Origin of the sequence: Chitinophaga sp. LS1 (genome assembly GCF_034274695.1) — a bacterium.
Lineage (GTDB): Bacteria > Bacteroidota > Bacteroidia > Chitinophagales > Chitinophagaceae > Chitinophaga.
In genome coordinates this window covers 7,567,500-7,593,810 of the sequence record NZ_CP128362.1, presented here as the reverse complement: position 1 = coordinate 7,593,810, position 26,311 = coordinate 7,567,500, and the positions used below count along the sequence as shown (strand labels likewise).

22 protein-coding genes and 1 pseudogene are annotated in these 26,311 nt (G+C 43.8%); 8 read left to right on the top strand and 15 right to left on the bottom strand.

Going from position 1 to position 26,311, the window contains the following annotated elements; genetic code table 11:
* Positions 1-52: 52 nt before the first annotated feature.
* The 3 genes from QQL36_RS31040 to QQL36_RS31030 form a co-directional block, all read right to left on the bottom strand.
* Positions 53-604 carry an RNA polymerase sigma-70 factor gene (locus QQL36_RS31040; protein WP_083729399.1) on the bottom strand — a complete coding sequence of 184 codons (552 nt, stop codon included), beginning with the start codon at positions 602-604 and terminating at the stop codon, positions 53-55.
* Positions 605-751: 147 nt separating this feature from the next.
* Positions 752-985, bottom strand: coding sequence for a helix-turn-helix domain-containing protein (locus QQL36_RS31035; protein ID WP_083729401.1), 234 nt, complete (start codon positions 983-985; stop codon positions 752-754).
* Positions 986-1,393: 408 nt separating this feature from the next.
* Positions 1,394-2,113 carry a hypothetical protein gene (locus QQL36_RS31030; protein WP_321567921.1) on the bottom strand — a complete coding sequence of 240 codons (720 nt, stop codon included), beginning with the start codon at positions 2,111-2,113 and terminating at the stop codon, positions 1,394-1,396.
* A 176-nt stretch (positions 2,114-2,289) separates the two neighbouring features.
* On the opposite strand from QQL36_RS31030, the gene QQL36_RS31025 reads away from it, so the two are divergent.
* Together QQL36_RS31025 and QQL36_RS31020 are read left to right on the top strand one after the other, a co-directional pair.
* Positions 2,290-4,179, top strand: a complete 1,890-nt coding sequence (locus QQL36_RS31025) for an alpha-L-arabinofuranosidase C-terminal domain-containing protein (RefSeq protein WP_321567920.1) — start codon at positions 2,290-2,292, stop codon at positions 4,177-4,179.
* A gap of 187 nt (positions 4,180-4,366) precedes the next feature.
* Positions 4,367-5,824, top strand: coding sequence for an IS1182 family transposase (locus QQL36_RS31020; protein WP_083730652.1), 1,458 nt, complete (start codon positions 4,367-4,369; stop codon positions 5,822-5,824).
* 422 nt (positions 5,825-6,246) lie between these two features.
* On the opposite strand, the pseudogene QQL36_RS31015 reads toward QQL36_RS31020, so the two are convergent.
* The 3 genes and pseudogenes from QQL36_RS31015 to QQL36_RS31005 all read right to left on the bottom strand — a co-directional run.
* Positions 6,247-6,645: pseudogene (locus QQL36_RS31015) on the bottom strand (transposase); the annotation flags it as partial.
* Positions 6,646-6,656: 11 nt separating this feature from the next.
* Positions 6,657-7,421 carry an IS110 family transposase gene (locus tag QQL36_RS31010; RefSeq protein WP_321566635.1) on the bottom strand — a complete coding sequence of 255 codons (765 nt, stop codon included), beginning with the start codon at positions 7,419-7,421 and terminating at the stop codon, positions 6,657-6,659.
* Between the two features lie 127 nt (positions 7,422-7,548).
* Positions 7,549-8,319, bottom strand: a complete 771-nt coding sequence (locus QQL36_RS31005) for an alpha/beta hydrolase (protein WP_083727176.1) — start codon at positions 8,317-8,319, stop codon at positions 7,549-7,551.
* Between the two features lie 508 nt (positions 8,320-8,827).
* On the opposite strand from QQL36_RS31005, the gene QQL36_RS31000 reads away from it, so the two are divergent.
* Positions 8,828-10,186 (top strand): alpha/beta hydrolase family protein, encoded by a 1,359-nt coding sequence (locus QQL36_RS31000; protein ID WP_083727162.1) that lies wholly within the window; start codon positions 8,828-8,830, stop codon positions 10,184-10,186.
* Complete coding sequence (locus QQL36_RS30995; protein ID WP_321567919.1) at positions 10,168-10,326, top strand: hypothetical protein; 159 nt, start codon at positions 10,168-10,170, stop codon at positions 10,324-10,326. Before QQL36_RS31000 ends, QQL36_RS30995 begins: the two co-directional genes overlap by 19 nt.
* A 3-nt stretch (positions 10,327-10,329) precedes the next feature.
* On the opposite strand, the gene QQL36_RS30990 is transcribed toward QQL36_RS30995, so the two are convergent.
* The 7 genes from QQL36_RS30990 to QQL36_RS30960 form a co-directional block, all read right to left on the bottom strand.
* Positions 10,330-10,737, bottom strand: a complete 408-nt coding sequence (locus QQL36_RS30990) for a response regulator (protein ID WP_179091258.1) — start codon at positions 10,735-10,737, stop codon at positions 10,330-10,332.
* An 11-nt stretch (positions 10,738-10,748) separates the two neighbouring features.
* Positions 10,749-12,380, bottom strand: a complete 1,632-nt coding sequence (locus tag QQL36_RS30985) for an ATP-binding protein (RefSeq protein ID WP_321567918.1) — start codon at positions 12,378-12,380, stop codon at positions 10,749-10,751.
* A gap of 4 nt (positions 12,381-12,384) precedes the next feature.
* Positions 12,385-13,314 carry an ATP-binding SpoIIE family protein phosphatase gene (locus tag QQL36_RS30980; protein WP_321567917.1) on the bottom strand — a complete coding sequence of 310 codons (930 nt, stop codon included), beginning with the start codon at positions 13,312-13,314 and terminating at the stop codon, positions 12,385-12,387.
* 70 nt (positions 13,315-13,384) lie between these two features.
* Entirely contained in the window at positions 13,385-13,798 is a 414-nt protein-coding gene (locus QQL36_RS30975) for an anti-sigma regulatory factor (RefSeq protein ID WP_083727156.1), read from the bottom strand.
* Positions 13,779-14,180 carry an STAS domain-containing protein gene (locus QQL36_RS30970; RefSeq protein WP_083727154.1) on the bottom strand — a complete coding sequence of 134 codons (402 nt, stop codon included), beginning with the start codon at positions 14,178-14,180 and terminating at the stop codon, positions 13,779-13,781. The genes QQL36_RS30975 and QQL36_RS30970 overlap by 20 nt, the downstream gene beginning before the upstream one ends.
* Before the next feature lie 3 nt (positions 14,181-14,183).
* Entirely contained in the window at positions 14,184-15,053 is an 870-nt protein-coding gene (locus QQL36_RS30965) for an STAS domain-containing protein (protein ID WP_083727152.1), read from the bottom strand.
* Positions 15,054-15,632: 579 nt separating this feature from the next.
* Positions 15,633-17,807, bottom strand: a complete 2,175-nt coding sequence (locus tag QQL36_RS30960; protein WP_083727150.1) for a catalase — start codon at positions 17,805-17,807, stop codon at positions 15,633-15,635.
* 323 nt (positions 17,808-18,130) lie between these two features.
* Here QQL36_RS30960 and QQL36_RS30955 point away from each other — a divergent pair, with 323 nt between their 5' ends.
* The 4 genes from QQL36_RS30955 (at position 18,131) to QQL36_RS30940 (ending at position 24,593) form a co-directional block, all read left to right on the top strand.
* The gene (locus QQL36_RS30955; protein WP_235643942.1) at positions 18,131-21,325 is read left to right on the top strand and encodes a carboxypeptidase regulatory-like domain-containing protein; all 3,195 of its coding nucleotides are present in this window, start codon (positions 18,131-18,133) and stop codon (positions 21,323-21,325) included.
* Between the two features lie 159 nt (positions 21,326-21,484).
* Positions 21,485-23,410, top strand: coding sequence for an alpha-L-fucosidase (locus tag QQL36_RS30950; protein WP_083727146.1), 1,926 nt, complete (start codon positions 21,485-21,487; stop codon positions 23,408-23,410).
* A gap of 207 nt (positions 23,411-23,617) precedes the next feature.
* Positions 23,618-24,154 (top strand): DUF1877 family protein, encoded by a 537-nt coding sequence (locus QQL36_RS30945; protein ID WP_179091257.1) that lies wholly within the window; start codon positions 23,618-23,620, stop codon positions 24,152-24,154.
* Between the two features lie 10 nt (positions 24,155-24,164).
* The gene (locus QQL36_RS30940) at positions 24,165-24,593 is read left to right on the top strand and encodes an AraC family ligand binding domain-containing protein (protein ID WP_321567916.1); all 429 of its coding nucleotides are present in this window, start codon (positions 24,165-24,167) and stop codon (positions 24,591-24,593) included.
* Here QQL36_RS30940 and QQL36_RS30935 read toward each other — a convergent pair.
* Positions 24,552-25,046, bottom strand: a complete 495-nt coding sequence (locus tag QQL36_RS30935; RefSeq protein WP_235643941.1) for a DinB family protein — start codon at positions 25,044-25,046, stop codon at positions 24,552-24,554. The two genes, QQL36_RS30940 and QQL36_RS30935, sit on opposite strands and share 42 nt — an antisense overlap.
* 68 nt (positions 25,047-25,114) lie before the next feature.
* Entirely contained in the window at positions 25,115-26,161 is a 1,047-nt protein-coding gene (locus tag QQL36_RS30930; RefSeq protein ID WP_321567915.1) for an AI-2E family transporter, read from the bottom strand.
* Positions 26,162-26,311: the final 150 nt, after the last annotated feature.

The following is a 26,311-nucleotide window of genomic DNA, read 5'->3' as shown; positions in this document are numbered from 1 at the left end:
GTATTAATACAAGTGAAAGTAATTTTACCCCTACAAGGGGTGAAAATATTTTTTAGCGGATAAAGGCGGCCAGTTTTTTCCTGAGTTTGAGCAGTGCCCGGCTCATCTGGGTTTCTACAGTTTTGACAGATAGATGTAGTAGTGCGGCTATTTCGGTGTATTTAAGTCCGTCGTGGCGGTTGAGTTCAAATATTTTTCGCATCTGGTCAGGTAGTTCGGCAATGGCCATGTTGATGGCGTCGCGGAGTTGTTTGAGGTCGAGATCGTCCGTGGCGGACAAAGGATCAGCTATATTGAGCTGGGCCTGGGTATACTGATCCTGTACCTTTTGGTGTTTGAGGGTGTTAAGGCATTGGTTGTTAACGATTTTGAAGAGATATGCTTTGGCCGAGAGGGTCGGGTTGAGGGTATGGCGGGCTTCCCATAGTTTGGAGAAGGAGGTATTTACGATGTCTTCGGCGAGGTGCACGTTGAAGTTGTATTTGATTTTGCAGTATACGCAGAGTTGAGGGTAAAGAGCCTTGAAGAAGGTTTCAAAGTTGGATTCCAGGCGGAGGTCATGGAATGAAAGGTCTTGCTGGCGGCTTTCGGGTAGTAAAGTCATATCATTACGTGGCTGACCAAATGTAATAAAAAGCTGAGTGAAAAGAGAAACCCCGCTGTTGTCATTGACAGCAGCAGGGTTTTGCGATCGTGGAGCGACCGTTTGAGGGAAAAGGCTTAATAATATAGGAATTTGTCAGCCAGACAATTAATTTTCAATTCTCCTGATGGGGTAAAATTCATTCAGCTCAACTTCGAGTGCAGCGGCTAATTTGATGAGCGTAGTCGCAGCGGGATTTTTCATGCCATTTTCTATTTTCGAAATATCTCCGGCATGTACACCGGAAGAAACTTCGAGATCCAGCTGGGTCATTTTTTTCTGCTTACGAATTGCTTTGATCTTTCCGCCGAGCTCTTTTAATATTACTTTTAGTTCAGACATTCCGGGTGAAAAATGATCACATTTTAGAGAATAGAAAGTTGTCGATCGACTACTTTCGTGAAAAAAATGAAAACGCTTGTTGGCTGTGAGCGAGCCACCCGCGCAGTTAGGGGTACTCCGGGGGTGCGGAGTACTCCTAACTGACACAAGTGAGGTGATGGCATAGCTATAGCTGCTGCACACAGTGAGAGCAGACTTGTCGTTTAGAAACAATGCATGCTGATCATCCTTTTGTGTTGGCATGGATGCAGCTCAAAAACGAGCTTTACGATGAAGATGTTGAATAGTTCATGTTGAAGGCGATTTCTTTGTTATTTTGAGATATACAGTCTGAGGGTGCTGAAAAGTTCTTTATTACCGGTCGTTTGTTTTATTCCCTTTGTTATTTGAGTTTGTCCCCGTTGTTGCTTAAGTAAAATTCACTTCATTTCCTATCAGATGCTTCAGCAGCCACTTTCCTGCTTTTGCCGTCTCCTCTTCGGTGACGGTTTTACCTGCTGCCAGTCGGAGGCCCCAGGGTTTGCCGTCATGTACGAAGAGTGGCGGACTTTCTACTACTTCCCAGATGGCGTATCCCAATTGTTTGGACCGGATCAGCAACCGCATGTCGGAGGTGAGGTAGTACAATTCATCCGGCACAGGCACCAGGATTGCTTTCCTGGAATAGCCACTTTTTATGCGCGGATTATTGGTTTCTACTACTATTGAGCTAACCTGGTGCTGAGGTTTATAGTAGTAGGTTTTTTTCGCAGATTTGCCAGTGGGTACTTCATCACTGGGGTACCTGAGTTGTTCTTCAAAGAGGGAAAAGAAGAGCCGTTGTAGCTGATGAATGTAGTAGATGTAAGCAGAAGTCAGGACTTCATCTACACCTACAAACCATTTTCCTCCCATGCCAGGTTTCAGCCAAAACTTGTTACCAAGTGCTGTTGGACGAAGAACTGTGCCGGTCCTTCCATCCATAGTGGAGAAGCGGAAAAGCGACAATTCAGCGCGTTCGATCAATATTGGTTCCAGCGTATCGATAACCTGCAGGATATTTGGTAAATCCGTGCCTTTTATCCTAATCTTTTTTCCCTGTTGTAAGAAATAAGCACCTTCGAAAACCTGTTCTAATTCTATTGACACAAAACTAATTAATTTAGCACAAAATACTAAAAATATTAGTAAATGAATGTAAGTTTTTGAGCAGAATAATTACTTGAAAAGTAGACTGTATTCAAAAAGAAAATGATATTTAAAGATTTTTATACTCATTAATAAATCGTAGTTGTATATTAACACTAACGTAGATTTCAATTTATATGCAACGTCCATTATTTACATTTATCATCGCCCTTTATTCCACGGCTACCTTTGCCCAACGGCAGAAGGCTATCAGTCCTGACCTATTCGGTATCTTCTTTGAAGACATCAGCTATGCTGCTGATGGGGGATTGTATGCAGAACTCATCCAGAACCGTTCTTTTGAATATACAGGATCGGACCATAGAGGATGGAATCCAATGACAGCATGGGAGTACACACCCAAAGGATTTGCTTACGGCAAAATATCGGTGGAAACGAAGTCTCCACTCAATGAAAATAATCCGCATTATGTAGTACTGGATATCCAGGATGCAGGACAGGAAGGTCTTGGATTAACTAACTACGGTTTTAATGGTATTTCTGTAAAAGAAGGCGAACAGTACGATGTATCGTTTTTCGCAAATAGACTTGCTGGCAATGCCATGCCTGTCACTGTAAGTCTCCGCAACAAAAAAGGAGATATTTACGGCGAAACCACTTTCGATATAAAAGATAAAAACTGGCAGAAATATGCCGCCAGTATTACGGTGAATAAAAGCGATGACAGCGCCTGTGTGGTGATCATCGCAAAAGGTATTGGCGAACTGGCATTGGATCAGGTGTCGCTTTTTCCAAAGAAAACATTCAAGGACAGGCCAAACGGGATGAGGGCTGACCTGGGACAGGCGATTGCAGATCTGCACCCGAAATTTATGCGCTTTCCCGGTGGATGCCTGGTACATGGAGATGGTATCGCAAACATTTACAACTGGAAAAATACCATTGGTCCTTTAGAAGCACGTGTTGATCAGCGCAACATCTGGAACTATCACCAGTCAATGGGATTGGGTTATTTTGAATATTTCCGGTTCTGTGAAGACATTGGTGCTAAACCCGTACCTATCCTGGCTGCTGCTGTGAGTTGCCAGAATTCCGGCGGTACCTGGGCGATTGGTGGCACAGGTCAGAAAGGTATTCCTATGCAGGATATGCAGGCATATATCCAGGATGTATTGGATCTGATAGAATTTGCAAATGGTCCCGTTACTTCTGCCTGGGGAGCCAGGCGCGCTGCTGCAGGTCATCCGGAGCCATTCCACCTGGAATACGTTGGTATTGGTAATGAAGATAAAATGACCCCAGGTTTTGAAGAACGCTTCACCATGATTTATAATGTTGTGAAAGCAAAGCATCCGGAAATTACAGTAATTGGTACAGCTGGTCCTTTCTCTGAAGGTGAAGATTATGAGAAAGGATGGGAGATCGTAAACAAACTGAAAGTACCGGTAGTAGATGAGCATTATTATAATGACCCTGAATGGTTCCTGAAGAATAATCTTCGCTATGATAAGTATGACAGGAAAAAAGCAAAAGTGTATGTTGGCGAATATGCTTCTAAAGGCAACAGGTTTATCAACGCTATCTCTGAAGCTGCTTATATGACCAGTCTGGAAAGAAACGGTGATGTGGTACACATGGCTTCTTATGCACCACTGCTGGCAAAGAAAGGAAATACCAACTGGAATCCGGACCTGATTTATTTTGACAATACAGGTGTATATCCAACGGTGAACTACTATGTACAGCAGCTGTTTTCTGCGAATACAGGAGATGTATATATCAGTGATGTAGTGACCTTTGATCGTAAGAAGGATTCTACGCTGGCAGCATCCTGTGTGAAGGATACAAAGACAGGAGATATCATTGTAAAGATTGTAAATGCGGGTGGTACAGACGCTAAAGTAAATGTCAATCTGAAAGCTTTTGGTGCATTGCAATCAAAGGCAAATGTGACAATATTGAAAGAAGACAGGGGCGTGCCTGTTTCTATTGAAACAGCATTAACAAAAGGAAGTATGACGCTGGATGCACTGAGTATGCAGGTGATACGATTCCACAGGAAATAGATAAGAGGGGATGTATTATAAGTAACAGGAAGTGCATGTATGAAAAAGGTACCCAAATAAAAAAAAGGGGCGTCCCGAAGGAGGGCACTGAAAAAGTCCCAAGATGCTTAAATATTAAAGGGAGCAGCAAACGCAAGTTTACTGCTCCCTTTCAATTATCTTAGAGGTATCAGCAATATATCATAGCATGTTACCTCATCAACAGCAACTTCAGCTTAGTTCTTTTTCGAGTCTTTACGATCTTATAGTACCTAAAGGCAATCTGCTCCGCCAGATTAACGAACTGATCGATTTTCAGTTTATTTATCAGGAACTGGTGAATAAGTATTGTTTGAATAATGGTCGCATGGCTGAAAGCCCGATCCGTATGTTCAAATACTTATTATTGAAAACGATCTATACTGCCTCAGACGTCGATATCGTTGAGCGTTCCCGTTATGATATGTCCTTCAAATACTTTCTTGATATGTCTCCCGAGGAAGCTGTTATCAACCCTAGTTCACTGACTAAATTTCGAAAGCTTCGCTTAAAAGACACAGACCTGTTAAATCTGCTGATTGGCAAAACTGTATCTATTGCTCTCGAAAAAGGAATTATTAAATCCAAATCGATCATTGTTGATGCCACCCATTCACTCTCCAGATCGAATCCTTATTCGGCCCTTGATGTGTTAAGAGAACGTTCAAAATTACTTCGCAAAGCAGTTTACGCCATAGATAAGGATATGAAGGGCCATCTGCCTGAGAAAAATACGTCGAATGATCTGCAGGATGAGCTGATTTATTGCAGAGAACTTGAGAGGCGTATTAGCTCAGAGCAGACTTTAAGTTCAATACCTGCGGTTAAAGAAAAGCTAAACCTGCTAAAGGAAACATTAGAGGATACGGAAGAAAACCACATACTCTCCACAGATCTGGACGCCAGGATCGGGCACAAATCTGCGGATAGTTCATTCTTTGGCTATAAGACACATCTTGCCATGACAGAAGAGCGTATCATAACCGCGGCGGTAGTCACATCAGGAGAAAAAGGTGATGGCCCGGAGTTGCCCAAACTTTTGGAGATCAGCCAGAACAATGGGATTGAAGTTGATACGATTATCGGTGATTCCGCATATTCGGGCAAAGAAAACCTTAAATTAAAAGATAACCAGGGTCAGAATATACAAGTGGTAGCAAAGCTGAACCCTTCCATTACCCAGGGCTTTAGAAAGGATGAGGATAAGTTTGATTATAATAAGGATGCCGATATGTTCGTTTGTCCGGCCGGTCATATGGCGATTAAAAAAGTCCGTAATGGCAGGAAGGATGTAGGTACTAATCAGGTAGATACCTATTTTTTTGACATTGAAAAATGTAAGATCTGCGCGCTGAAGGACAATTGTTATAAGCCTGAAGCAAAGACTAAAAGCTATTCTGTATCCATACAATCAAACTTACACCAGCAACAAATGATTTTTCAAGAAAGTGAATATTATAAAGAAAAGGCCAGACAGCGATATAAGATCGAGGCAAAAAACAGTGAGTTAAAGAATGTACATGGCTATAATCGGGCAATATCCTATGGGATTGATAGCATGCAAATGCAAGGTGCATTGGCGATCTTCACGGTAAATCTGAAAAGAATTATCAAACTAAACCTCTAAAAGACGAAAGTTGGTGAAAACTGCCCGGAGAACTTTGGATTTTACCAATCATGCGCAACAAATCATCATATAAGCCCAATAACAAGTTCTTGTACAAAAAAAACGATCAGGTAAAAACGTGTTCTACCTGATCATTTTTTAAGAGATCCCTCATAAAAGGGCAACTTCTTCAGTGCCCTCGTCCCGAAGATGCCCCCTTTTTTTCTTTGAAAATAGTTCGTCCAGGCCATAATTTGATATGACTCTATAGGATTAAAATTTTCTTTTCGTGCTTATAGCAACAATCGTTTGTACTTAGAGTCTTAAATCAGTTTTTTCTACAGGCTGAAAAAGCACCAATAAAAGGTCGATTTTTGTAACTTAGTAATCTTATTGAGATGGGGGTAATGCCTCAAGCTCGCGCAGGCGTCTGAGATAATTATTTATCTGCGCCTGCTTTCTTTTTTTAGCCACTCCTGATTATCAGGTTCCATATATGGCACTCTATTTTTGAGTATAAAATAAGCGGCAATTAGGATTTTGTGTGAAATTGCAATAAGTGCTCGTTTTTTGCCTCTTCGTATACTCAAAGTATAATATTTTCTTTTCAGATAAGTATCTTTCGTATGTGCTGCAGCCCATGCTGCTTCCACGAGTGCGGTTTTAAGGGATCTGTTGCCATGATTGATTCTTTCACTTTTCTTTTTTCCGGCACTTTCATTATTACCAGGACATAAACCACACCAACTAGCCAAATGATGCTGATTAGGGAACGCATGCATATCTGTACCTATTTCGGCTAAGATGGCGGTAGCTGTTTGTTTTTGTACTCCGGGAATAGTCTGAAGTAATTTTACTTCTTCCTCCCATTTTTTAAGTACTGATCTATACGGTTATCCACCTGACCAAGTAGGTCATTTAGCTGTAAAATAACAGTTTTAGACAGGCTGAGCATAAAACGGTGATGCTCATTAAGATGGCCTTCTAATGCAAGAATAAGCTCTTGTTTTTTGATTTTGAGCCTACCTTTTGCCAAATTGGCCAATATCATAGGATCCTGTTCTCCTTCAATAATGGCAGTGATCATTGACCAGCCACTTACACCGAATACATCACTGACTACAGTGCTCAATTTGATATTGGCTGTCTCTAAAATGTTCTGTAACCGGTTATATTCACTGGACCGCTGTCCTATTACTTTACGTTTGTATCGGTACAATTCCCGTAATTCGCGAGTGTATTGCGGTGGAATAAAACTTCCCTTTAGTAGCCCGCTTAGCAATAATTTTGCAATCCAGGCACTGTCATTGCGATCGGTCTTATGCCCCGGCACATATTTAATATGCCGGGCATTGACCAGAATAAGTTCAAAGTGAGGTTCCAGTATATTAAAAACAGGCTTCCAGTAAACCCCCGTGCTCTCCATTGCGACATGTGTAATGCCGGATTCTTCAAGCCAAGCTACCAGGTCCCTAAGTGAACTTGTGAAAGTGCTAAAAGTGCGGGTTTGTTCTTCCAACCCATTTCCTCTGATGGTGGCTACTACATTCTCCTGGTGAACATCGAGGCCACAGCCGCGACTCACAACCTGTTCAAAACTGATATGTGATTGTTCCATGGTAGTACTTTTGTCGAAGGTACCACCATTTTCATAGTCGTTTGTGAACCCGGTTCATGAGGGTTTTTTCTGAAAATGGTTTTCATCCCCCATTGGTGAATTCCCTCTTTCATGAAGGTTTTTATTATTAGATATTTGCGTGAATCCATTGATATGCATATGTTGCCACTTCTTCCCATCCCGGTTCCCCGCAAATGAAATGCCCCCTGTGCGCAAATTCCCGGAATGTTGTAATACTCTTATCATCTGTATAAGCCTTCGCATTCTTCTTATTCAGTTCCGCAGGAATGATCTGGTCATCGCTGCCACCAATAAATAGTAAAGGGAAATGCGGCAGATCCAGGTCTACATGTCCGGCACGGCCCAGACAATCTCTCAATACATTCCGGCTGTCGTGCGTTGCAAAAGCACGAAAGGCTGCATTAGCGCCTTCATCCGTCATTGTATTAGCAAATGATTCATGGAAGGATTGTTCGTCCATTATAAAAGGATGATCGCCTTTAAATGGATTGGCAATGAGTGTACTGTTTTTGAAAAATCCCCAGTCAAAAGTCTGCATGGCATTGGGGGCCACAGAATCGATACATACACCTCCTGCAATCAAATTTTTCTCTGATAGTAACTGTACAATCAGACCACCTACAGAATGACCGATAGCCACAGGTTTTTCCGCTAGTGTAGCAACTACCTTTTCCATTGCTTTAACAACGGTGTCGAGACTCAGTTCGCCAAGGCCTGCAGGTGGTTGCTCGCGTAATGATACAGGGTCGCCTTCATGCAACGGCCATGGAGGCGCTAAACAGGTGTAGCCTCTTTCAGTAAAGAAGTCTACCCAATGAGACCAGCTTTTAGGGTTTTGAAACATTCCATGGATAAATAATATCGTTTTAGATGCCATAAGTTTCATTTTATAACTAATAGTAATGACAAAAACCTTGCAGGTAGAGCGGTCTGATGAGAGAAGAGTGAATACTGTGAAAGAAATATGATTATATGGGTGAAGTATACATGGGGAGCCCTTCCGTGGCTGTAATTCCCATTATTCATTTTATTGTCTATCCTACTCCCGGTCAGGCTCCACGTTTTTGTTATAAAGAAGACCATTATGCCCCTTTTTATTGTTTTGACAGGCGCATATCGTCTGGCTGCCCAGGAAACCGAAATTCAATACCAATTGGGCATTTTATTGCACCGCAGGTGCCAATTCCGGCAAATGGATGACTATACCGGGAGCTTCAGGGATTCGGAAAATATGATGTAAAAACACCTGGATACCATTCACACGATTTGTATAAAAAGGACGCTTATTACAACTTACCCTGTATTTTGATTTTTCAGGCAAATAAAATATATTCGTTTGATTGACACTTAATTCACCGTTGTGACCACGTTATTAATGTTTTCCCATGATAAGATTGCTTTTCTGCCTGTTACTGGTACAATGTGCCTATGCACAGCAAAACTCTGACAGCGGATATAAGAAGCCCTTGCAGGATGTACTACTCGATATCCAGCACCGCTATGGTATTAAAATCCGATACACGGAGGCAGAGGTAGCCGGTAAGTATGTGACTTATGCGGACTGGCGGTATCGACCGGATGCAGAGGCGACGCTTGAACGTGTACTCGCACCACTCGATCTGAAAGTAAGAAAGGAAAAGGATAAGCAATACCGCCTTACCAATTATGAATACTATCGCTGGCCTGTTGCCGATGGTTGGGCAGAGCTGGACCGGATCGCTTCGCAATATCATAACGAACAGGAATGGGAAAACAGAAAAGCAACACTACAACCCTGTATCTTACAGGCATTACAATTGTCTCCATTACCACCTAAACCTGCATCAGCCCCGATCATTACTGCCGAAAGAAAGTTTGATGGATACACTGTACGTAACATTGCCATAGAAATACTGCCAGGTGTTTATATTAATGGTTCACTGTACGCACCTGCAAAAAGCAAAGGAAAGATCCCTGTGATCCTCAATCCCGACGGGCATTGGAAAGATCAGCGATACAGACCGGACTGTCAATATCGCTGTGCTGCCTTAGCACGCATGGGTGCTATGGCTTTCAGCTACGATCTATTTGCATGGGGTGAATCTCAGTTGCAATTTGAAGAAGCCGATCACCGTCGTAGTCTGGCCATGAGTGTACAGGCGCTTGGCACCATCAGGATACTCGATTATTTATTGTCTCTTAAAAATGCAGATACGAGTAGAGTCGGTATTACAGGTGGTTCAGGGGCAGGGAGTCATACGGTATTGATGACAGCTATTGATGACCGTATCAAAGTGAGTGCACCTGTAGTGGCCATCAGTTCTTATTTTTATGGTGGTTGCCCCTGCGAAAGTGGGATGCCCATACATGGTTGCGGGAATAGAACGGACAACGTAGAAATCGCTGCTATGGCAGCTCCCAGACCACAGTTGTTAGTCAGCGATGGCGGCGACTGGACAGATAAAATGCCCGAACACGACTTCCCTTACCTGCAAAAGATCTACGGCTACTACGGCCAGACCGGCAAAGTATCCAATGTACACCTGCCTGCAGAAGGCCATGACTTTGGTAGCAACAAGCGCAAAGCAGTATATGAATTTATGGCTAAATATCTACAACTTAATATTACCGCCGCAGACGAAACCAAAATAACTATTGAACAACCCGCCGCGATGTATGTGTTTGGAGAAAAAGGAGAAACACTCCCTGCGCATGCTATTCACGGATTTACGCAACTGGAAAAACTATGGAATGCGCCACGTTAAGACACTCAAAATGGCAGAATACCTTGTACCAGGAGTTGAATGATAACGCCAAACCAGTTACGATAAAGTTGATACCTTATGTTGCCTGGGCAAATACGGGGAAGAGTGGTATGAGTGTGTGGCTGCCAGTGTTGGGATAACAATCAATCTGCCTGGCAGAAATTCAGAAACACCTGCGCTGTTTCCAGACTTTCTTTGACAGATACAGGTTTGGTAATATACGCATGTGCACCTAAGGTGACACATTTCGCTTTTTCAAAAGGATTAATAGAAGTAGAGTAGATGATAACAGGAATATTCCTGAAGCGGTCATCTGCCTTCAGGTTTGCCAGTGTCTGCGTACCGTTCATCTTTGGCATGTTCAGGTCCAGTACGATCAGACAAGGAACTATGTGTTCTGCGCTAAAGCGTGTGTCCAGCAATTGCAGGGCCTTTTCGCCACCTTCGGCAAACATCATCACATGATCAGCATTGATCATTTCCATGGCTTCTCTGATAATAGCCATATCTTCAGAGTCGTCGTCAATAACCAGTATTTTTCCACATTTCATAAGGTAAGCAATTAAATAATCGGATGTGTAGGCAAAGAAATGAAAAAGGTTGCACCTAATCCCTCTTCTGAGGTAGCCCATATTTTCCCCTGGTGCATTTCTACGATCTTCCTGCATATGGCCAGTCCCAATCCTGTGCCTTCATACGTTTGTCGTGTATGTAAGCGCTGAAAGAGGGTGAACATTTTAGGCAGGTACTTTTCATCAAATCCAATCCCGTTGTCCCTGAATATAAGTTCAATATGCCCGTTCTCCTGCTTGTAAGAAATATCTATCTGAGGAGCCAGGGCATCCTTGCTATACTTCAATGAATTGCTGATGATATTGCCAAACAGCTGCCGCATCATACGTTCGTCACAATAGAGTTTTGGCAGTGATTGAATATTGAGTGCGGCATTCTTTTCTTCAATCGCCATTTCCAGATCCTGGCAGGCATCTGTCGCTACCGTATTCAGGTCAACTTCCTGGAACTGAATCTGTTCTTTATTGATTTGTGAGAAGAGTAACAGGTCTTGAATCAATGATCGCATTCTGCGGGAAGCGCCCTGTATACTGTTCAGGAAATGCAGGCTTTTCTCATCAAAAGAAGTCTGGTAGTTATTCAGCAGGTAGTCACTATAAAAGAGCAATTTACGTACCGGTTCCTGCAGATCATGAGAAGCTACAAAGGCAAATTGCTGTAGCTCCTGGTTACTGCGGTTCAGTTCTTCAATATACTGTTCCAGTGTATGCTGGTTATCTTTCAGTTTCTTTTCCGCCTGTTTTAATTCGTAGTTATCTTTCAGCGTTTCCTCTACCGTTTTCTGTGCATGGATGTCGACCATAAACCCGATACGGTAACTGGGCTCTTCCTTATCTCCATTGAGTGGTGACAGGGAGATCTGGTGCCAGAGGTAATCGCTGGTACTTTTGTTCATCAGCCTTGCCTGTATCTTGATGGTGGTTGCACCCCGTGTAATATCATTCTGCAACAGCAGACAGAAGGCGTCATAATCATCAGCATGCACGATGGTTTTCCATTTGCTGTTGTTGAGACTATTCAGGTTTTGACCTGTGTAGTGTAACAGCCAGTCATTGGCATAGAGCAATTGTCCGTGATCGTCGAGCGAGAAGATCATAAGGGGGAGTGAATTGGTAAGCACCTTGTACTGGTCTTCACTTTTCTGCACTTTTTCTGAAAGTTCCTGCAGCTGTTCATTCTTCCTTTTCAGTTCCTCGTAAGGGGAGATAGAAGGTTCATTGCGAAAGAGACTCCGCCACTCATCCAGCTTTTGTATATCTATACGGAAAGCAGGGGAGATGGTATAAAAGAGTTCGATGCTGGTTTCCGGACCATTAGTAGATACTTTATATTTATTAACCAGTTTTTTGGCATGTTCAAGACCTTCCCGGGCGTTGTTCTGTTGCTCATTTTTTAGACAGGCTACGATGAATTTTTCCCGCAGATCGCTTTCTACGCTTAGAATGAGACTACCTCTTTTGCCGCTGTCGATGGCGTTTCTTGACACCTCGGACACGGCAGTAGCAAAAGTTGTTTGTGCCGACAGGGAGAGACCGGCCAGTTCTGCCAGTTTCATAGAGCGCTTATGCGCAAGTATGAGATCCATTTCATTCTCAAGGGTCACCCGGGCAAGTTCGTGCATGAGATTACAAGTTTATTTTGCACGCCACTACCGACATATCGTCTGTGAGGCGGGCAAAGTCTTTAATGAGAGAAGCGCATAGAATAGAAAGATCGTAACGCATTATGGATGTATACTTTGAAGTCTCCCAACGCGTTTTGAGACCATCGCTTGACATCAGGATATACTGACCATCTTCGTAAGGAATTTCCTGGGCATTGAGGGTATTGGGAACATTGAGTCCAATGATACCGTTGTACGCCAGGTAGTTTTTGTTGCTTTCCGGATTGTACACTTTTGTGATAATATTACCCACTCCGCAGATGCGCCATTTCCTGGCGGCATGGTCAAAAACCGCGACAGTGCCTACCATTCCCCTTGTTCGTTTGACAGCTAAATTAATATACCTGATGATTTCTACGGGGTTGGTATGCGTGCATTCCATAAATGCTTCTCCGGCTACACGCATGGCTTTCGCCGCTTCGGGGCCATGGCCCAGACCATCTCCCAGGAATAATTTCACGTGGTTTTTGTCTACTATAGAGTACAAATTATCTCCGCTTTCAGTTTCGCCTGGTTTAGGGATGATTACGGATCTGATCTCTGTTTTAAAGGCTTTGACCGGTGGCTTATTGAATACCCTGATCAGGATGATGGTACCCCAGTTCTTATTAGAATAGATCTGGAATACATCGGAGAGCCTTTTCATGGCGCCCAGACCCTGCCCCAGTGTTTTTTTTGTAGATACGCCGTCTGCTACCATCCGGGTCACATCCGTCATACCGGGGCCGTTGTCAATACTGATCAGTTCTATGCCTTTTTCGCCGTTTTCCTGGATGAGTTTAGCTAGTACCTGGCCGCCACCTGCATGTTTGACCAGATTGGTCACTATTTCTGCCACAATAATATCGATCTCTGCAACCCGCTTTTCAGAAAGTCCGCCAGCGATTGCCATAGTATGGATTTCTTTTTTTAATATAGCAAAATAGCTTCGCTCAGATGCATTGAGCGCAAGGTGTATGTTTTTATCCATTCTTCCACTTAATAATTGAAACAGTTGTGCCTTCGCCGACTATACTTTTGATTTCAAATTCATTGACCAGTCGTTTGGTACCGGGTAGGCCAATCCCCAGGCTTTTGCCGGAGGAATAGCCATCTTGCATAGCTAGCGAAATATCTTTAATCCCCGGCCCTTTGTCGGTAAAGACAAGCCGGATCCCACTATCTCTGCCCTGGGTGAGTACCTCAATCAACACAATTCCACCATTGGCATATTTCAGCATATTGCGGACAAGTTCACTGGCGGCTGTGATCAGTTTGGTTTGGTTCACAAGACTCATTCCAATTTTCACCGCATATTCTTTTACACGATTCCTGAATGGAACCACATCCTGTTCTCTTTCGATTAGCATACGGTCCTTATTCAGTACTATCTTCATCGTCTTCTGTTAGGTCATCTTCATAATTACTAATTTTTCCCTTTAATAATTCCATTCCCTTTTCTACATTCAAAGCCGTATGTACGCCCTTGAGTTCCAGCCCAAGTTCAATCAGCGTAATAGCGACAGCCGGCTGCATACCTACAACAACGGTTTCGGCATCCATAATTTTGGACATAGAACCAATGTTGCCAAGAATACGGCCCATAAAAGAATCGACGATGGATAATGCGGAGATATCTATTAATACACCTTTCGCTTCGGTCTTATTTACCATTTGTACCAGATCTGTCTCCAGATTGGTCGCTAACCTGTCGTACAGATCTATCTGTATGGTCACCAGTAACAGGTTCCCCATACGAAGTATAGGAATACGATCCATATATTAAATAGCTGTTTTATTTGTGAATTCCAATTTTTTTACACTCAGTCTCAACATACCAAACGCCTGTTTGAGCGCACTGGCGAGTGTCGCCTTGGTAATAATATTGGAAAGATCGATACCCAGGTGAACCACTGTTTGTGCAATTTCAGGACGGATACCGCTAATAATACACTCTGCACCCATCAGGCGGGTCGCCGCAACAGTTTTGATCAGGTGCTGTGCTACCAGTGAGTCTACAGCAGCCACACCTGAAATATCCAATATGGCAATTGTACTGCCACTTTCCACAATTTCCTGCAGCAGGCTCTCCATTACTACCTGCGTACGGGAACTATCCAGGGTGCCAATAATAGGCAGGGCGAGAATGCCATCCCATATACGAATCACAGGAGTGGAGATTTCTGCGATCTCATCTGTCTGGCGCAGAATAACTTCTTCTCTTCCCTTGATAAAAGTTTCAAATGCAACCACACTGAGATAGTCCATCAGCTTACCTATTCTGATCACACCATCGACCAGGGTAGCCGGATCATCCTTCAAATCAGTGAGTAAAGTCGATAGCAGGGCATCTTTCAAACTAAAAATATAAACACCAGTTTCGGAAGGGGTAAATCCTTGTTGAGCACGGGAATGAGATACCCCGGCCAGGAGTTCATGAACGGGTTCAAATTCAGTAGATTCAAAATTGCTGAGATTTTTCTCAGATAATACTTTTAAAAGTGTGTCTAAGAGTTCAGTGGATTGTTCTCTAAGGTCTTCGTTACTCATTAGGTCTTCCCTAAGGCTGACGTTGGAAAGCTGGGCGTTCATCCAGTTTTCCATAATCTTTTTCTGCTTCTTTTGAAGCAGCTTCGCTATGTCTGTTGCCATTGTTGATGTTTAGAAATTTAATGTAGATATTATTTATAGCACTGCCAATCCTAATAGTTAACAGTTATAAGTTCGTTGCGGTGTCATTTTTATTTTGTTAGCGTAATTCATGTACATAGCAATAGGCATGCTAATTGATAAGGGAATTTTGGATTCCACACAAATAAAGAAAAAATCTCAGCAATAAATATTACAGAGCGGATCGCCTGTTTCTCCTTTTAATCATTTTGAGGATATTTGAATCCAGCCACCATACGGCAATTGAAGGAATACTGGCTGGCTGTAGCATATGCTATTTGGTATTACATTACAAACCCGATGTGGTGAAAAAAAATATTCCGGCAAATGCAATATTTGCAGAGTGGTAGTACTGTGTTTCACCAGTATTGGGGAATTCATGTGTGGACCGGACTGCACAGTTTTATACGTTATTGGTACAATCGCCAGACTTTTATGGGCAAAATGCGACTTGGTCACAGCAATGGTTATAGGGTAGAAACCATCCAAAATAAGCTAAATAAGCGAACCCGGGTGCTAACACTTTTGCCTTGGGAAGGGGGGCTAGCACCCGGGAGTAGTTTAAGCGGGTACCTTTCTCGCTGTCTCTCTTTCCCAGAAGCGATGCTGCTGCACCGCTTTTATAAACTCGTCTGCCAGTGTTGCCGCATCGTCACCAATAATTAACCCTGCCGCCTTCTCTTTAATATAAGTCACCTTTAAAACAGGCTCCGCATCCGCATCAAACGCAATCGCTTTACAATGCCTCCATGCTTCATTCAGAAAATGAATCGCATCCGGTTCATCCTGCAAAGCAATCACATTATCTACTCCCCCCGGCACATACACTGCATCATATAACACAGATGCACTCGTCAGAAAACTCTTATCCACTTCGATCGCATCTCCTTCTGCTGTTTGAATGTACCCTTGCCTGGGCGCAATAATTTCTACTACCGCACCTGCTGCCATCAGCTTGTTCTTTACGGTATTTAGCGAAGTTGCACTCACCCCATCGGCTACCAGTACTGCAATCTGCCTGGTTAGAATACTATCTTTAATTGTATGCGCCATACTTAATGCTGCAGAGAATTTTACATCAGGCTCACGTATGATGCTGGCGTAGTGTTTGGGATTTCCATCAGCAGGCTTTCCTTCATTCACTACGGGTTCATCGGGCACCGGCATACCCAACGCAAAAGCTACTGCCGCCGCCAGTTTATCATTCACCTGCACCAATGTTCGCAACATCCTTTCACGTATCGCCTTCGTCTGTACTTTACCCAGTTCAAAACTCAATGCATCAATGATGTGATTCTTTTCATAGTCACTCTGACTATACCAGAATAACTTTGCCTGACTAAAGTGATCCATAAAACTTTTGCTGCGTTGTCTGATCTTATTCGCATCTACTCTTTCAGGAAAAGAACTGAAACCACCATTTTTCATCATTGCCTGATAAGGACAACCACCTCCAACAGTGTTCGGACTATAATTCGCTTTCCCTTTATTAATGGTCTGGCGCATATGCCCATCCCGCTGATTGTTATATACAGGGACTATAGGTCTGTTAATCGGAATTTCATGAAAGTTAGGCCCTCCTAACCGGATCAGCTGTGTATCCGTGTAAGAAAAAAGTCTTCCCTGCATCAATGGATCATCAGAGAAATCAATACCTGGTACAATGTTCCCCACATGAAATGCTACCTGTTCTGTTTCTGCAAAATAATTGTCCGGGTTGCGGTTCAATGTTAGTCGCCCTATCTTTTGTACCGGCACAGATTCTTCCGGGATGATCTTGGTAGGATCCAATATATCAAAGTCAAATTTGTGTTCATCTTCTTCTGCAATCACCTGTATGCCCAGTTCCCACTCAGGGTAGTTCCCGCTTTCAATAGCATTCCAGAGATCCCGGCGATGAAAATCAGGGTCCATACCAGAGATCTTCAGCGCTTCATTCCATGCTACAGCATGTACACCCAGTATAGGTTTCCAGTGGAACTTTACAAAGTGTGACTGACCTGCTTCGTTGATCAGGCGGAAGGTATGTACACCAAATCCTTCCATCATACGAAGGCTACGTGGAATAGCACGATCGCTCATCACCCACATCACCATATGTGTACTCTCCGGCATCAGGGAAATGAAATCCCAGAAAGTATCATGTGCCGTAGCCGCCTGTGGTATTTCATTGTCTGCCTCTGGTTTGGCCGCATGGATCAGGTCTGGAAATTTCATGGCATCCTGTATAAAGAACACAGGTATGTTATTGCCTACTAAATCAAAATTTCCCTCCTGTGTATAGAACTTTACGGCAAAGCCTCTTACATCGCGGGCCAGGTCAGAAGAACCTCTGCTGCCTGCAACCGTAGAGAAGCGGACGAATACGGGTGTTTCTCTGGAGGGGTCGTTTAAGAACCCTGCCTTAGTAATATCTGCCTGTGATTCGTATACCCGGAATACCCCATGGGCACCAACGCCGCGTGCATGTACCACACGTTCCGGAATGCGCTCATGATCGAAGTGTGTCATTTTCTCTCTGAAAATGAAGTCTTCCAGTAAAGAAGGTCCCCGGTCGCCTGCTTTGAGGGTATTCATATCATCATTGATCAGTGTGCCCTGGTTCGTATTCATGGTTTGATCTGTTGCATCGATGGTCTGTGGCTGTAGGTCGATGGTCTTGGCCGTTTCGGAAGATGCTGGCTGACCCGTATTGTCTTTTGGGGAGTTTTTCGCAAGTGGTTTTTTCTTCGTCATTTTATCAGATTTTAATTACTCTGCGTAACAAGGATGGTGCCTGAGCACATAACCGAATAGGGAGAAGGTTTCGCACTTTTATGCAGTGTTTACATAACTCTGCATAATGGGGTAGGAACATATACATGTTAAATAATTTTATGTATTTATTTTGAAGCTCTTTCCTGAATTTTTTGCAGAAACCCCGGTGGAATTGTGCACTTTTTATGGTAAATTGTACAGTATGTTTATCCGAATGGTGCTGTAGTTGTTCTTTGAATGTTAGCCATTACTTACTCACCAATATCTTAAAGATGTATCAACCAAATCGCCACAAGCTCCTTTTGAGCTTATTAATTGCCTGTATTTCGTTAAGTAGTGTGTTTGCCCAGGTAACGACCGCCAGCCTGAGTGGTGTAGTAAAAACCGAGGCCGGGGAGGCTTTACCCGGTGCTACAGTACAGGTAACATGGTCAGACGCAGGTATCAACAAAGGATTGATTACCAAATCAGATGGAAGTTTTCTTGTGCCCAACCTCCGTGTGGGAGGTCCTTACACCGTAGTAGTGTCTTTTACCGGTTACGCGACTAAAACTGCTTCCGGGGTTTTCCTGAACCTGGGTCAAACGACCTCACTGGATCTGCGTCTTTCTGAAGCCGCAGGTACCCTCAGCGAAGTTGTAGTGAGTGGTCGCTCTACCATTTTTAATGACCAGCGCACGGGTGCATCTACAAATATTTCCAGCATCCAGATCCGTCAGCTGCCTACCATTTCCCGTTCGGCAGACGACTACCTGCGCCTTACACCATCTGCTTCTCCTACTTACAACGGAATTTCCTTTGCAGGCAGGAACGGGCAGTACAACAACTTCTCCCTGGATGGAGCGGTGTTCAATAACCCTTTCGGTCTGGATGCACCTACTCCCGGCGGGCAAACCAATGCCACGCCCATTTCTATCGATGCGATCGATCAGATCCAGATCAACATCGCACCTTATGATGTAACCCAGTCAGGGTTTACCGGCGCTGGTGTAAACACAGTGACCAAAAGCGGTAGCAACAAATTTAGTGGTACCGTCTACGCTTTCTATCGTAATGATGCATTGTCCGGCAACAAAATAGACGGACAGAAATTTTCTGTGCCTACACTGGAATCCTTTCAGGCAGGGTTTTCATTAGGTGGAGCTATCAAAAAGAACAAACTGTTTTATTTCGTCAACTTCGAATCCGAACAGCGCAAGGATGAAGCCAGTGCATATGTAGCACAAACTGCGGATAATGCCGGCGACATCACCACTTCCCGCGTACTGGCATCTGACCTGCAGGCGGTGAGTGACCTGCTGAGTTCAAAGTATGGTTATAACACAGGACCTTACGAACATTATAACCTGAAACGAAGCAACTATAAATGGCTGGCAAAAATTGACTGGGTGATCAATAATAAACATTCACTGGCCTTTACTTATAATGGCCTGGATGGTTCCCAGGAAAAAACGGCTCACCCCAATGCCATCAACCGTCGCGGACCAGATGCCATTACCCTGCAATTTAGAAATTCAGGATATGAAATGGTCAATAAACTGCACTCATTCGGACTGGAATTGAAGTCGAACTTCAATGATACCTACGCCAATAAATTCAGGGCAGTTTATACCATCTTCAGGGATAACCGTAATCCATTCTCAACCCCTTTCCCTGCTTTGAATATTACGAAGTATGGCGTGCCTTATATCGTAGCAGGGTATGAGCCATTCTCAATTAATAATGTACTGAACCAGGATGCACTACAGCTGACAGATAACTTCAACATCATTCTGCCTAAGCATACCATCACCATTGGTGGTTCGTACGAGCAGTTCAAATTTGGGAACTCTTTCAACCTGACAGGGTTTGGATATACCCTCTTCTCAGGGGTAGACATCAATGACTTCCTCACCTCTGCTGCTGCTGGCGGGTACGATGCAAATGTATCTTATGCAAAGAACCGCGCAGCTGCTGATCAGTGGACCTGGTATTACCTCACTGTAGGGCAGGCTTCTGCTTATGCACAGGATGAATGGAACCCGGTATCCAACTTCAAATTAACCTATGGTGTACGCTTTGACAAGGCATTGTATTATCCGTCCAAAGCAAGCTATAAGAGCCCTAACGTCAATGCAGATGGCACCTTCGCAGGTACATTTGTAGAAGGTTCTCCCACAGTGGCGAATACAGATGATCTCACATTATTTGATGAAAACGGGAACCCCGTAAAGAATGGTCCAGGTCAGACAATTGATAATACCCGCATGCCCAGCGGTAAGGTCTTAGTCTCTCCAAGAGTAGGTTTCAACTGGGACATCAATGGTGATAAAACCGTACAGTTACGTGGTGGTACCGGTTTGTTTACCGGCCGTTTCCCCTTTGTATGGGTGGGTAACCAGATTGGTAATCCTTTCACCGGTTATTATGATGTGACAGCGCGCAACTTTAAGTGGCCACAGATCTGGCGTTCTAATATCGGGTTGGATTATAAATTACCAATCGGTACGATCCTGACAGGTGACCTGGCTTATTCAAAAGACCTGAACTCTATGATGGTAAGAGATTATGGTCTGGGTACCCCAACTGGTGTGTTGAACTCAGGCACAGGCGATACACGCGAAGTATACCAGGCAAGTGATAAAGGCAATACAGCTACCTATGTGTTTACCAATACAAAGATCGGTTATTCATTCAATGCTTCTTTCCAGGCGCAGCAAACATTTGGCGAAGGTTATTTCCTCATGTTAGGATATAACTATCTGATTGCAAAAGATGCAAGCTCAATCTCCGCAGAGATTTCCGGCGATGCATTTGACCGTAACCCGGTATTGGGCAATGCAAACAAGGCGAGAGAATCGAACTCCCTATATGGTAACACCCACCGTATCACATTGGCAGGAATCAAGAAGTTTGAATACAGCAAAGGAAAATATGCAACCACCATTTCCTTCTTTAGCAACTGGACAAGCGGCAACCGCTACTCCTATGTATATGGTGGCGATGTAAACAATGATGGTTCTGCAGCAAACGACCTCCTGTATGTGCCTACGCAGTCAGAGATCAGCAAAATGAATTTTGCAACATTGACAGATGCAAATGGTACGGTGCAGGATGCGGCAGCGCAGGGAGCAGCATTGGAAAGATTTATCCAGCAGGATAAATACCTTAGTTCACACAGAGGTCAGTATACCGGAAAATATGATGGTACCACGCCCTGGTTTAGTCAGCTGGACCTGCGTTTGTTACAGGATTTCAACTTTAAAGGGAAAGATCATACCAGCACCATTCAGGTGAGTCTGGACATCGTGAACCTCGGAAACCTGATCAGCAGTAAATGGGGATTGCGTAAATACGCCAGTACTACAGGTTACTACCAGCCATTGGCCTATACCGGCAAGGATACCGATGGCAAGGCAATTTACCAGTTTGACCCCGGACAAACACAGACCTTTACCACCAGTCCTGACCTGCCATCCAGATGGCAGATGCAGCTGGGGCTGAGATATATCTTTTAACTGATAAGGATTTGAATTGTAATGAGGGCCTGCATATGCGGGCCCTCATATTATTTTGAGTATAGGTAATACTATTTTCCGTATAGTTCCATTCCTTGATAAAACGACCTATTTTTATAGCTCATGTGAACACAGGTCTAACAAAAAACACAATACTACATGAAGAAATTTATAGGCGGCACAAGTCTGGCATTTGCCATGCTGATGCTCGGGCCCAGCTGTAGCAACGCACAGGTAAGTGCACCTGCACCTTACGGCGTATTGCCTTCCGCACCACAGGTGGAATGGCAGGCTATGGATATGTACGCGTTTGTACATTTCACTGTTAATACTTTCACTAACAAGGAATGGGGGTATGGCGACGAAGATGAGAAAATATTTAATCCTACCAACTTCGATGCCGATCAGATCGTATCGAGCATTAAGGCCGCAGGACTGACAGGTTTGATCCTGACCTGTAAGCACCACGATGGTTTTTGCCTCTGGCCAACCAAAACCACTTTTCACAACATTACTAAAAGCCCATGGAAGAATGGCCAGGGCGATATGGTAAAAGAATTTGCAGATGCCTGTAAAAAACAGGGGATCAAATTTGGCGTATACCTCTCTCCATGGGACAGGAACAATGCTGCTTACGGCACTCAGGAGTATGTACGCATCTATCGCGCACAGATGAAAGAATTGCTGACCAACTATGGTCCGGTATTCGAGATCTGGCATGATGGCGCAAATGGTGGCGATGGTTATTATGGTGGTGCACGTAAAGAAGTAAAGATCGATCGTTACACGTATTATAACTGGCCTGAAACCTGGAGACAGGAAAAAGAGCAGCAGCCAAATGCAGTGATCATGAGCGATGTAGGACCGGATGTACGCTGGGTAGGTACCGAAACCGGTTTCTCCGGCGACCCTTGCTGGGCTACTTACACCCCCATCGGTGATAAGGATTCAGCGGTGGCATCACCGGGACAGGTATTGTATGAACTGGGGCTGAATGGTACCCGGAATGGTAAACAATGGATGCCGGCAGAAACAAACTTCTCCATCCGGCCAGGATGGTTTTACCATGCTACTGAGGATGGCAAAGTGAAAACACCGGAGGATCTGCTGAACCATTACTTCGCTTCAGTAGGTCATGGTACTACCATGTTGCTGAACGTACCTCCTGATCAACGAGGTCTGGTAAATGAAATTGACGTTGCTTCGCTGAAAGGCTTTGGCGATATCATCAAAGAAATGTACAAGGTTAACTTCGCGGCAGGCGCAACAGTGCAGGCCAGTGATGTAAGAAGCGAGGATAAGGCATATGCTGCTGAGAATGTACTGGATAATGATCCATACACCTACTGGGGTACCAAAGATGGTGTGAACACCGGTGAGCTGGTACTGAACCTGGCAGGTACAAAAACATTCAACGTCATCCGTCTCCGTGAGAACATTAAATTAGGTCAGCGTATAGACGACTGGGCAGTAGATGTTTGGGAAAATAACCAGTGGACAGAACTGAAGAAAGGTACAGCAATTGGTTATTGCCGCCTGATCCGTAGTGAGCGTACGGTAACGACCGATAAGGTAAGGATCCGTATCACAAAGGGTGCTGCGAGTATCTGTCTCAGTGATGTAGCCCTGTTCAAAGCCCCTGAGGTAAAGGTAGCCACTACAAACAAAAATACCATTGTCGATAAAACACAATGGAAATCACCGAATACGAAGTTCTCTGCCGCTATTGACGGGGATGCAACGAGTGCTGTACAGATGGAAATGTCTACCTTTAAGAAGATTGCTCCTAAAGGCGTGATCGTAGATATGCAGTTTCCACTGAAGATGATCGGCTTTAACTACCTGCCGTTAAAAGATAAAGGCCTGGTAGACAAGTATAAGATCTACACCAGTGAGGATGGTAAGACCTGGGAATTGCAGAAAGAAGGGGAGTTCTCTAATATTAAAGCTAACCCGATCGAACAAAGGATTGACCTGGAAAAACCAGTCACCGCAAGATACTTCCGGTTTGAGCCATTACATGTACTGCCAGCTAAAGATGGCAAACAATATGTAGGAATCGCCGAAATAGGCATAATAAAATAGTGCTGGCTTGCTTTCGAATGATGCCGGATCTTCTTAACCGGCCGCAGGCCCACCTTCTAACGACAATCGCTTCTGCCCAAGGCAGAAGCGATTGTCTTTGGTTAAGCCCACAAAAAGCATAAAACCCACCACTCAAATATCCTTTTTTGCTTTTTTTGGCAGATGTTAATATCTTCAAATAAATTTGCGGAATCTTTAAACGCTCTTATGGGACAAAGTGCTACACTATTTCTCGTAGACAGGAACGAATTTTCCAAAATAGGAGACGATCCTGAATACCCAGTGGCCAACATAGCCAGGGAAAAAACAACTTTTGAGAAATCCTTCGAAGGATTATTATTTTTGATTTCCAAAGGTAGCAGACCTGAGGACATCTCTATCGTAAGGCAGATCTTTTACCCTGAAGCATATGTAGGAGAGGAGATCGACTTTGAAAATATCGATATCGACGAACTCCCTGACGATTTTGACTTCGACAGGCAACCGTTATATTTCAATGATCCGGCTACCGTGGTAGAGATTGCAGACCTGCTGTCAGCTATCGAACCAGGCAACATTATTGCGCTGTTTGACCATGCAGAGCTGAATGAACATGACATAGAACCTGGCCAGGTATGGACAGACGATGAAAAAGAAGGCGTAACATTCAATGCCCAGCATATGGCTACAGAATTGATGGCGCTGAAAGCTATCTATGAAAAGGCAAAGGAGCAGGATGCTTATATCGTGAGCTACGTGGACTAAATCGCAACCCATGAAAAAGGATATAGAAAGGCATGTTTTTAACTCCTTAAAAGAACAATACCTTTTTCAGGATTTGCCCACCGATCTTATTGATGATCAAACCGACTTTACGATTCATAATATCAGGGACATACATCCGGTATTGCCCTATACTTCTATTGTATACCGTGTCAATTTCTTCTCTTTTGTATTTGTAAAGAGTGGAACGGGCCGTTATACAACAGATGAGCAGATATACACTACCCAGCCGGGTACCATTTACTTCACCAATCCGGGGCATTTTAAGTCCTTCGAATGGCAGGAGCTGGATGAGGTGTATCTCAAACTATTTTCAATAAAAAAGCCCCTGCCATACAGCAGGCGCTTCTTATCAGATTTTAGAATGGGGTGTATACTACTACTCTCTGTCCCAGAAGAAAGGTGGTTCAATACCCAGTGAACGCAGGTACACATAGCCTTGAGCGCGATGATGTATTTCATTATCAACCACATACATTACCAACAGGTATACCGGCATTTCCCATTGACCGAAGGCTAATACAACATCATTGAATCTTTCAGCAGAAATTTTTGGCCATAAGGTGTCAATAATTTCCGTCTGCTCATCCCACAATTCCAGCAATGCCTGTTTGGTATCAGGAGCTTCATCATGCTTGAATTTTTCCCATTTTTCAGTGATAATCCCTGTCAGGGTAGGTACGGCCATACCTATGAATTCCATTGCCAGTTCAGCAAAAGGACGCATGCCACCTACAGAATAACTAAAGAGTTTATCTTCCGGGAATGCATTGATCGTTTTACGGGTCAGGTTACGGTGCAACTGCCAGTGTTTCAGCAGTTGAGCCGGGGTCATAAATGTTTCCGTAGCTACAGTGGTGGTCATTTCTTTCATGTGAGGTTTGTTTTGTTATCACAAAGTAAAAAAGGGCAGGTGACAACAGTATGTCAGTAGCCCCCAAATTATTTTTCCTCTCCCATCAAAATTGCCCATGGTTGCAATGATTCCACCTTTTCACTGATAATCCGGATAATGGCCGCCAGGGGTATAAACAGGAACATACCCGGTATGCCCCAAATCAGCTTGCCGGTGAGTACGGCGATAATAGTGATGAGGGGATTGAGCTTTACATTACCACCTACCACACGGGGCAGAATAACATTTGCATCCAGGAAATGCGCCACGATAAAAACAATACCAACAGTTAACGCCTGTGAAGGTTCCCCATTGGCAAAAGTGATGAACATGCTGATGGCCATCGCTGTATAAATACCCAGATAGGGTATTACGTTCAACAGTGCTGCCATTACACTGATCAGCAGGGCATATTTGATCCCTAATATGGCCAGGGTAGAAAGCAATAAGATGATCAGGATAAACATTTCAGTCAGCAGCCCGATAATATATCTGTTGATCATGCTGCGGGCACTTACCAGTACTTCCTCTACCTTGGGCAGTTCTTCTTTTGGAAAGAGGGCTACCACAAAGCGCTTGAACAACCGGCGGTGGTATAGCATGAAGAAAGTAAAGATGAGGAAGAAGATAAAGAGGATAAAGACCTCTGCTACCCCAATAAAGGTGGCTCCCAGTGAACTCATAGCCGTAGACTGCAGACCGCTGGTAGAGCGCTTCAGATAGTCTGTTTGTTGTTGATAATCGATATGATAGGTATTAAAAAGCCAGGCTCTGACGTCTGTCAGACTTTCCGTAAACCGCTTTTGCAGTTCAGGCAGATTATGGGTGAAGTTCACCACCTGGTGACTCAGCACATCTATAAAAGAACCGATCAGTACCACAAAGAGCAGTACTGAAATAGCGGCCGCAATACCACGATGCAATCCCCATTTTTCCAATTGCCGGCATACAGGCAGTAGAGCAAATGAGATCAGCAAGGCAAAGAACAGTGGAATAATCACCGTCTTGCCAAGATGCATAATTAGCATGGACAGGATAAGCGCATGTAAGATCAGGGCCAGGCGGGCATAGAAGGCCAGTTTAACGCTTTTCATAATATTACCTTTTGGGATATAATGAACATAATGAATGCCAAACTATGCCGCACCGCATTACCTTTGTTATTTAATCATAGTTCACCATCCAGTGAATGCTATACTTCGCAGGAGTCGTTGAGATTGAGATAAGGATTGAGTGTAGCCATA